6 protein-coding genes are annotated in these 8482 nt (G+C 46.6%); 5 read left to right on the forward strand and 1 reads right to left on the reverse strand.

The genetic code is table 11. The features are described 5' to 3' along the window. The first annotated feature begins 319 nt into the window (after positions 1–319). The 5 genes from xdhA (at position 320) to ACTRWI_RS10220 (ending at position 7708) form a co-directional block, all read left to right on the forward strand. On the forward strand, positions 320–1765 hold the full coding sequence (xdhA, locus tag ACTRWI_RS10200; RefSeq protein ID WP_499131043.1) for a xanthine dehydrogenase small subunit: 1446 nt from the start codon (positions 320–322) through the stop codon (positions 1763–1765). Positions 1766–1796: 31 nt separating this feature from the next. Further along, positions 1797–4163, forward strand: coding sequence for a xanthine dehydrogenase molybdopterin binding subunit (gene xdhB, locus ACTRWI_RS10205; RefSeq protein ID WP_499131062.1), 2367 nt, complete (start codon positions 1797–1799; stop codon positions 4161–4163). Positions 4164–4229: 66 nt separating this feature from the next. After that, positions 4230–5111, forward strand: a complete 882-nt coding sequence (gene xdhC / locus ACTRWI_RS10210; protein WP_004737505.1) for a xanthine dehydrogenase accessory protein XdhC — start codon at positions 4230–4232, stop codon at positions 5109–5111. A 59-nt stretch (positions 5112–5170) separates the two neighbouring features. Then, a complete protein-coding gene (gene guaD / locus ACTRWI_RS10215) occupies positions 5171–6505 on the forward strand; it encodes a guanine deaminase (RefSeq protein WP_499131046.1) in 1335 nt (444 codons plus the stop codon). A gap of 255 nt (positions 6506–6760) precedes the next feature. Beyond that, positions 6761–7708: an AEC family transporter gene (locus tag ACTRWI_RS10220; protein WP_499131048.1), complete on the forward strand. Its 948-nt coding sequence runs from the start codon at positions 6761–6763 to the stop codon at positions 7706–7708. Between the two features lie 14 nt (positions 7709–7722). On the opposite strand, the gene ACTRWI_RS10225 is transcribed toward ACTRWI_RS10220, so the two are convergent. Next, complete coding sequence (locus tag ACTRWI_RS10225; protein WP_499131050.1) at positions 7723–8166, reverse strand: hypothetical protein; 444 nt, start codon at positions 8164–8166, stop codon at positions 7723–7725. Between the last annotated feature and the right edge of the window lie 316 nt (positions 8167–8482).

Consider the following 8482-nt stretch of genomic DNA (forward strand, 5'->3'; position numbering starts at 1 on the left):
TTCAGCTCTAAATACCACCCAATCAGACCTAAATGACGAATTTGCTCTCGTTTACATAACCCCACAAGCACCAAAAACCTTGCCTTTATCTTGTATACATAGCCAACAATTCATCCACAGCATAAAACTGAACGCCTCTAGAAAACCCCATATAAAACATAGCCCTAAAAACAAAATTAGATTGTATACAATTACACCAAGCGCCTCATTGTTGCATTTTTGTAAATAAATAGTTGACCACAGGGTCAGGATGGATAATTATTGACCTAGAAGTCAAAAAGAATACACATGGAACAATGTCGATTTACAAGGAGGTCTCTTGATTACTTTTTTGCTCAATCAGGAAATAAGACGTGAAGACAATCTGTCGCCGAATATGACAGTGCTCAATTACCTTCGTACCAAGATAAATAAAACAGGTACCAAAGAGGGTTGTGGGTCAGGTGACTGTGGCGCATGTACCGTCGTTCTCGGTGAAGTAGTTGATGGACAACTGCAATACCGTTCGGTGAACTCTTGCCTTACATTTGTGTCAGCGTTACACGGTAAGCAGCTGATCACAGTAGAAGATCTGCAAAACCGAGATAAGTCATTACACCCGGTACAGAAAGCGGTCGTCGATTTTCACGGCTCCCAATGTGGTTACTGCACACCGGGCTTCATCATGTCTATGTTTGCGCTTGGTAAAAATAAGCCAGATGCGAGTAAAGAAGACGTCATGGAATCATTGGCAGGTAACCTATGTCGTTGTACTGGCTACCGCCCTATTGTTGATGCTGCAATGTCGCTTTCAACAGACCAACCTTTGATTGATCAATTTGCTGAACTCGAGCGCAAAACCATCGAGAAGCTAGAAAGTATTCAAGACACCGAAGCCAACTTACGCCTTGGCCATCTCACTGCTTTTTCCCCGAGAAGTACCGATGAGTTGGCCAAGCTTTTCCAAGCTCACCCGAACGCTAAGCTGGTTGCTGGCGGTACGGATTTAGCACTGGAAGTAACGCAATTCCATCGCGAAATTGAAACACTGATCAGCGTAAACCTTGTTGAAGACATGAAGGTATGTGAAGAGACAGACACCGATTTAATCATTGGTGCCAACCTTCCAATCAGTGACTCTTACTCACTACTGAAAAAACACTACCCTGATTTTGGTGAAGTGTTACACCGCTTTGCTTCGCTGCAAGTACGTAACCAAGGCACCATCGGCGGCAATGTTGCCAATGCTTCGCCTATCGGTGATACGCCTCCCCTGCTGATTGCACTTAACGCGAAAATCAAACTACGCTGTGGTGATGAGTCACGCATCATGCCGATCGAAGATTACTTCATCAGCTACAAGGTGACAGCTCAAAAAGAGAGTGAATTCATTGAGCAAATCATCATCCCTAAACCAGCCAATGACAGTTTTCGAGCTTACAAGCTATCTAAACGTTTAGACGATGACATCTCTGCTGTATGTGGTGCGTTTGATATTCAAGTCGAAGAAGGCAAGGTAACACACGCTCGTATCGCCTTTGGTGGTATGGCTGCAACGCCTAAGCGCGCAACCCGTTGTGAAAATACGTTATTAGGCAAACCATGGACAGACGCTAATATTAAGTTAGCGATGCAAGAACTGTACAACGACTTTGAGCCGCTATCTGATTTCCGTGCAAGCCACGAATACCGTTCATTGTCGGCGGCTAACATGCTGCGTCGCTACTTCATTGAACAACAGAACAAAAACAACCAAATCGAAACAAGGGTAACGTCTTATGTCTAAATCAAATTCCTCTGTTCACGAGAGCAATGCGATGACCCACGAAGAGATGGTTGCCATTGCAAAACAAGACCTAAAAACTGGCGTGGGTAAAAGCGTTAAACACGACAGTGCAGCCAAGCAAGTAACGGGCGAAGCGGTATACATTGATGACCGCCTAGAGTTCCCAAACCAACTGCACGTGTACGCACGCCTGAGCACTCAAGCACACGCGAAGATCACTAAGATCGACGTATCACCGTGTTACGAATTTGAAGGTGTGGCCATTGCTATCCAAGCCAAAGACGTACCGGGTGAGCTGGATATCGGTGCAATCCTACCGGGTGATCCACTGCTTGCTGACGGTAAAGTAGAATATTACGGCCAACCCGTGATTGCGGTAGCAGCAAACGATCTAGAAACGGCACGTAAAGCCGCACATGCAGCCATTATTGAATACGAAGAGCTACCTGCCATCCTTGATGTTAAAGAAGCGCTAGCAAAAGAGCACTTCGTGACAGAGAGCCACATTCAACAGCGTGGTGACTCAAAAGCAGCATTGGCAAAAGCGAAACACGTGATCTCTGGTGACCTAGAGATCGGCGGCCAAGAGCACTTCTACCTAGAAACTCAAATCAGTAGCGTAATGCCAACCGAAGATGGTGGCATGATCGTCTACACCTCAACACAGAACCCGACCGAAGTTCAAAAGCTGGTTGCGGAAGTGATTGGCGTACCGATGCACAAAGTCGTGATTGATATGCGTCGTATGGGTGGTGGTTTTGGTGGTAAAGAGACTCAAGCAGCCTCTCCTGCGTGTATGGCAGCGGTGATTGCGCACCTGACAGGCCGACCGACCAAAATGCGCCTGCTGCGTAATGAAGACATGCAGCAAACCGGTAAGCGTCACCCGTTCTATAATCAATACACCGTCGGTTTTGACGACAATGGTGTGATTCAAGGTGCTGACATTACCGTTGCAGGTAACTGTGGTTACTCACCAGACTTATCAAGCTCTATCGTCGACCGTGCAATGTTCCACTCAGACAACGCTTATTATCTAGGCGATGCAACTGTGGTTGGTCATCGATGCAAAACCAACACCGCATCGAACACTGCGTATCGTGGCTTTGGTGGCCCACAAGGCATGATGACTATCGAACACATCATGGACGAGATTGCACGGTACCTGAAAAAAGATCCTTTGGAAGTACGTAAGGCGAACTACTACGGCGAAGAAGGCCGTAACATAACTCATTACTACCAAACCGTTGAAGACAACTTTTTACCTGAGATAACCGAACAGCTTGAACGCAGTAGTGACTATCATGCACGTCGTAAAGAAATTGCTGAGTTCAACAAGCAGAGCCCTATCTTGAAGAAAGGTCTTGCTATCACACCGGTGAAATTCGGCATCTCGTTTACTGCGACTTTCTTGAACCAAGCAGGTGCGCTTATCCATATCTACACCGATGGCAGTATTCATTTGAATCACGGCGGTACGGAAATGGGGCAAGGCTTGAACATCAAAGTGGCACAAATCGTTGCACAGGAGTTCCAAGTCGATGTCGAACGTATACAGATCACCGCTACAAACACAGACAAAGTTCCGAACACATCACCAACCGCAGCCTCATCGGGCGCCGACCTCAACGGTAAGGCCGCGCAAAACGCAGCAATAACCATTAAGCAGCGCCTAATCGATTTCGCCTCTGCACACTTCAAAGTGTCTCCAGAAGAGGTAGTGTTCAAGAACGGCATGGTGCAGATCCGCGATGAGATCATGACTTTCAACTCATTTGTTGAACTGGCTTGGTTTAACCAAATTTCGCTATCGAGCACTGGCTTCTACCGCACTCCGAAGATCTATTACGATCACGAGAAGGCGCGCGGTCGTCCATTCTACTACTACGCCTACGGTGCTTCTTGTTCAGAGGTCATCATCGATACTCTCACTGGGGAGAACAAGATTCTGCGTGTTGATATTCTGCATGACGTGGGCGCTTCACTGAACCCTGCGATTGACATCGGCCAAGTTGAAGGCGGCTTTGTGCAAGGTGTCGGCTGGTTAACGACAGAAGAGTTGGTATGGAACCAACATGGACGCTTAATGACCAATGGCCCAGCAAGCTACAAAATCCCTGCGATTGCTGATATGCCAATTGATTTCAGAACGCACCTTTTGGAAAACCGCAGCAACCCAGAAGACACAGTATTCAACTCGAAAGCCGTGGGTGAGCCACCTTTCATGTTGGGGATGTCGGTATGGAGTGCATTGAAAGATGCGATTAGCTACGTGGCCGTTGATGGAGCGATTCCTAAGCTCAACACACCAGCAACGCCAGAGCGTATTCTGATGGCGATACAGGAAGTCTCTGAAACAGCCCCGACTTCGGTCGATGCTCAATCAGAAACGGCTTAAAGCTGATAGATATGTCTAGGGCGTAATAAACAGCTTAGGAAGCACAGAAGGGATTTAGGAGGACATATGTTTAAGGATAATTGGATTCACGAACTGGCAAAACTGGAAGAGAACTACGAACCATGTGTCATGGTGACGGTTCTTGAAGATCGAGGTTCTGTGCCTCGTGATGCCGGAACAAAAATGCTGGTTACTCGCGATCGCATCATTGCGACCATTGGCGGCGGCCACCTTGAACATGTTGCGACTAAAATGGCGCGTGAGATGCTTATTGCCAGTGAGAAATCGCTCAAAGTGGAACGTTTTAACCTAGGCGCTCGTTTGGGCCAGTGTTGTGGCGGAATGGCAACGCTAAGCTTTGAGCCGATTGGTACTCAACAGAACCATCTCGTGCTGTTCGGCGCTGGCCATGTTGCCAAGGCGCTGCTGCACATTGTCGCGACCCTACCCTTCCGTGTGACCTGGATTGATGAACGTGAAGAAGTGTTCCCGGACACGCTTCCTCACGGTGTCAAAAAGCTAGTCACAGACGATCCGGTTGGCGAAGTTAAACACATGCCACCGAATAGCTACTACCTAGTAATGACCCACAACCACCAGCTTGATTTCGATTTAACGAAAGCCATTATCGACCGTGAAGACAGCCGTTACTTCGGCATGATCGGCTCGCTGACTAAGCGTAAGAAGTTTGACTTCCGCTTAGAACAACGTGGTTACAGCCAAGAACAAATTGAAACTATGATTTGCCCGATTGGCATTAGCGCTGTGAATGGCAAACATCCAGCTGAAATCGCGGTATCGGTTGCGGGTGAACTGATCGCACACTATCAGGGCCAAGCGCTTGAACAAAAGCGCCCAACCAAACAATATCAAAATCAGGATTTGACCGATCAACACAGTCAATCAAGCGATGTAGGCGAACCTCCTTTGGAAGAGAAGATCGCCTAATACAAGTCGCAAAGCTTCGGTAGCCATAACGTTACTGAAGTCATTAAAAGGAAGTAAACATGACAACGCAACGCAAAGCTTATCGCGCCAGTATTTTACACAGCGTAGCCGACCCAAAAGACGTCGGTATCGATGAGTCTTACGACTATTTTGAAGACGGTGTTTTAGTAGTTGAGAATGGCCACATCGTCGATTTGGGTCATGCCGATGACGTATTGGCACGTCAGCCTAAAACACTCGAAGTAAAAGAATACAAAGACAAACTGATCACCTCTGGTTTTATTGATACGCACATCCACTACCCTCAAACGGGGATGATCGCATCTTACGGTGAGCAGCTACTTGATTGGTTAGAGAACTACACCTTCCCAGAAGAAAAACGTTTCAAAAACCCAGTCTACGCGCACAAAGTGGCGAAGCTATTTCTAGACGAACTGGCGAGCAACGGCACCACGACAGCACTCGTGTTCGGCACCGTGCACAAAGAGTCGGTTAACGTTTTCTTTGAAGAAGCTGAGAAACGTAACCTACGTATGATCGCGGGTAAGGTTTTAATGGATCGCAATGCGCCCGATTACCTCACCGACACTCCTGAGTCTGGCTATGAAGATTCAAAAGAACTCATCGAGAAATGGCATAACCGTGGCCGCTTGTTGTATGCAGTGACACCGCGCTTTGCGCCAACCAGTACCCCGGAGCAACTGGAAACTGTAGGGAAATTGTTAGAAGAGTATCCAGATGTGTACATGCACACTCACCTTTCTGAAAACAAGAAAGAGATCGACTGGGTTCTAGAATTGTTCCCAGAACGCGACAGCTATTTAGATGTGTATGACCACTATGGCTTACTACATAAGCGTTCAGTATTTGCACACGGTATTCACCTATCAGACTGCGAATGCAAACGCCTAGCGGATACCGATTCTGCAATCGCCTTCTGCCCAACTTCCAACCTGTTTTTGGGCTCTGGATTATTCAAGCTGCCAAAAATGGAAGAGCACGGTATTCGTGTTGGAATGGGGACAGACGTTGGCGCCGGTACCAGCTTCTCGATTCTGCAAACCATGAGCGAAGCGTACAAAATCATGCAGCTTCAACAAGAAAAACTTCACCCTGCTAAATCGCTGTTTTTGGCAACTTTAGGTGGCGCACGTTCTCTGCATTTAGAAGATAAAATCGGTAACTTAGAAGTAGGCAAAGAAGCCGACTTCGTGGTACTGGATCTGCACGCGACACAACTGATGCGCTTCAGAATAGAACAAGCGACCAAGCTTGAAGAAAAACTATTTGTACTGATGAGCTTGGGTGACGATAGAACCGTCAGCGAGACTTACATCTACGGTGAGAAAGCCTACGACGTCAATTTCAAAGATTACAAAAAGCTTGTGAGCTAGCGAATAACTCACTGTTGTTAGGTAACCTTTATTGTTAAAGAACCCGTCCAGATTCGCCTAGCCTTAAAAGACCAGTTGCTAACGCCACTGGTCTTTTTTGTGCTTCATTCAAAGAAATACAAATTACTACTCGTGGTGTGCTCAACACCCATGACGCAGCCAAGTTATGTTGGTACGTTAGACGGTAGTAGACCAAATATTGTCCGCTTAAAACTATTGTCCGCTTAAAATAACACACGCTTAGAAAGGAATTCTATGTTCGAACAGGTCGTTAGCATTCTATTTCCCGCTTTTGCACTCGCCAGTGCTGGCTTTGCAGTTGGTCGTTCGCTTAAGCCCGATTTCAAGCCAATCAATCGCATCAACATGGATGTTTGTATCCCTGCTTTGGTATTTGCATCGCTGACCACCATGCCACTCGACACCGAACAACTGCCGCTAATTTCTGCCTCTTTGGTTGCGGTGTTAGTGCCCGCACTGCTGATGATTCCGATCTGTAAGATCTTTAAGCTCAACTTCAAAGCTTGGGCTCCGCCACACATGTTTCGCAATAGCGGCAACCTTGCGATTCCGCTATTCACGTATACCTTTGGCGAAAGTGCATTAGCCCCAGCGGTACTGCTATTTGTGATGTCGGCGTGTGTTCATATCAGTGTAGGCTTGGCGTTCTTGAGCGAAGGTAACCCTATCAAGCAGATCTTCAAGATGCCGATATTCTTGGCTGCTTTATTAGCAATGACACTGAATTTGTCCGGTATTGCAGTGTGGAATCCAATCTACGAAGCCACATCGCTGCTTGGGCAAGCGGCTGTTCCTATCATGCTATTGTCATTGGGCTCACAAATGGTCAACTTGAGGCTGAGTGGTCTGAAAGTCGGCTTATTATGTACCGCGCAATCTCTGTTCACTGGAGCGATCGCTTTTACGTTCATCTACTTCTTCATTCCTCTACCCACTCTACACTTGCAGATGATGGTGCTGTTCACCATGCTACCACCTGCTGTGATGAATTACCTGTTTGCAGAAAGGTTCAACGTAGAGCCACCTAAGGTCGCCTCTATGGTGTTGTTCGGCAACTTCTTAAGTGTGGAACTCAGCCGATATTACTTTCTTTTGTCCTGTCAATGTCCTAAAAGTTACTGCGAGCCCGCTGTAATACAGGTACCAAAATGGGCAGATAGACTGCCCATTTTTACATCATGATGGAGGTAAGAGGCTTACTTCCAGAACTGAATGCTATTGAAGTTGCTGTATTTCTTCACTGCACCGTCGTAATTCGCTTTCATTGCAGCGAAGTCGCTATCCGTTAAATCAGATGCTGTTGAAGACTCTAGATCCACAGCTTCAAGTGTCTTAAGTGCGCTTGCTTTTAGGCTAGCCGCTGAGATTTTCTTACTACCATCATTAGTAAGCGTCGCAGACGTCACTTTCTCGCGACCCGCAAGGTCGGCTGCTGTTGCAGTACAATTCTCGTCTCGGTTGAGGCCGTTGTACCAAGTCAACGTTTTTTCACCATTAGCGATTTGTTTGATCGTACAAGCATCAGGGCCCAGGCCAACCAGTTTATTCGCATTATTAAAGTTATAAGCAATTAAGTCTGACGGAGACTGTTTTGAATACTGATCTTTTTGCGTGATTTTGTTGTCTGTTGAACGAGCCATACGACTAACCGTCGAAGCAAAATATAAATCAGAGTTACCATTCGAAGGAGATACCGTATCTTTTATCGCCCAGAAATACGGTGTCTTAGTATTTTCTAAACCAACGTTAGAGCCGTATAGGTACGCAAAAGAATTTACTATAGCTTTTGTCCATCAGCAAAGTTGTCAGCCCAATGGTACGCTCGGTAGCCAATTTTCTGGCCATCATCCGATCCGTAATCCATGTAATGCTCGGTGGTGTAGTTACCGGAAGGCGCTTTCTTCACTTTCGCAAGATCACCTACCAACTTACCTTTGAATTTAAATAGGAAGGTAA

The sequence above is a fragment of the Pseudoalteromonas sp. G5_S1_14_S5 genome (genome assembly GCF_054968605.1).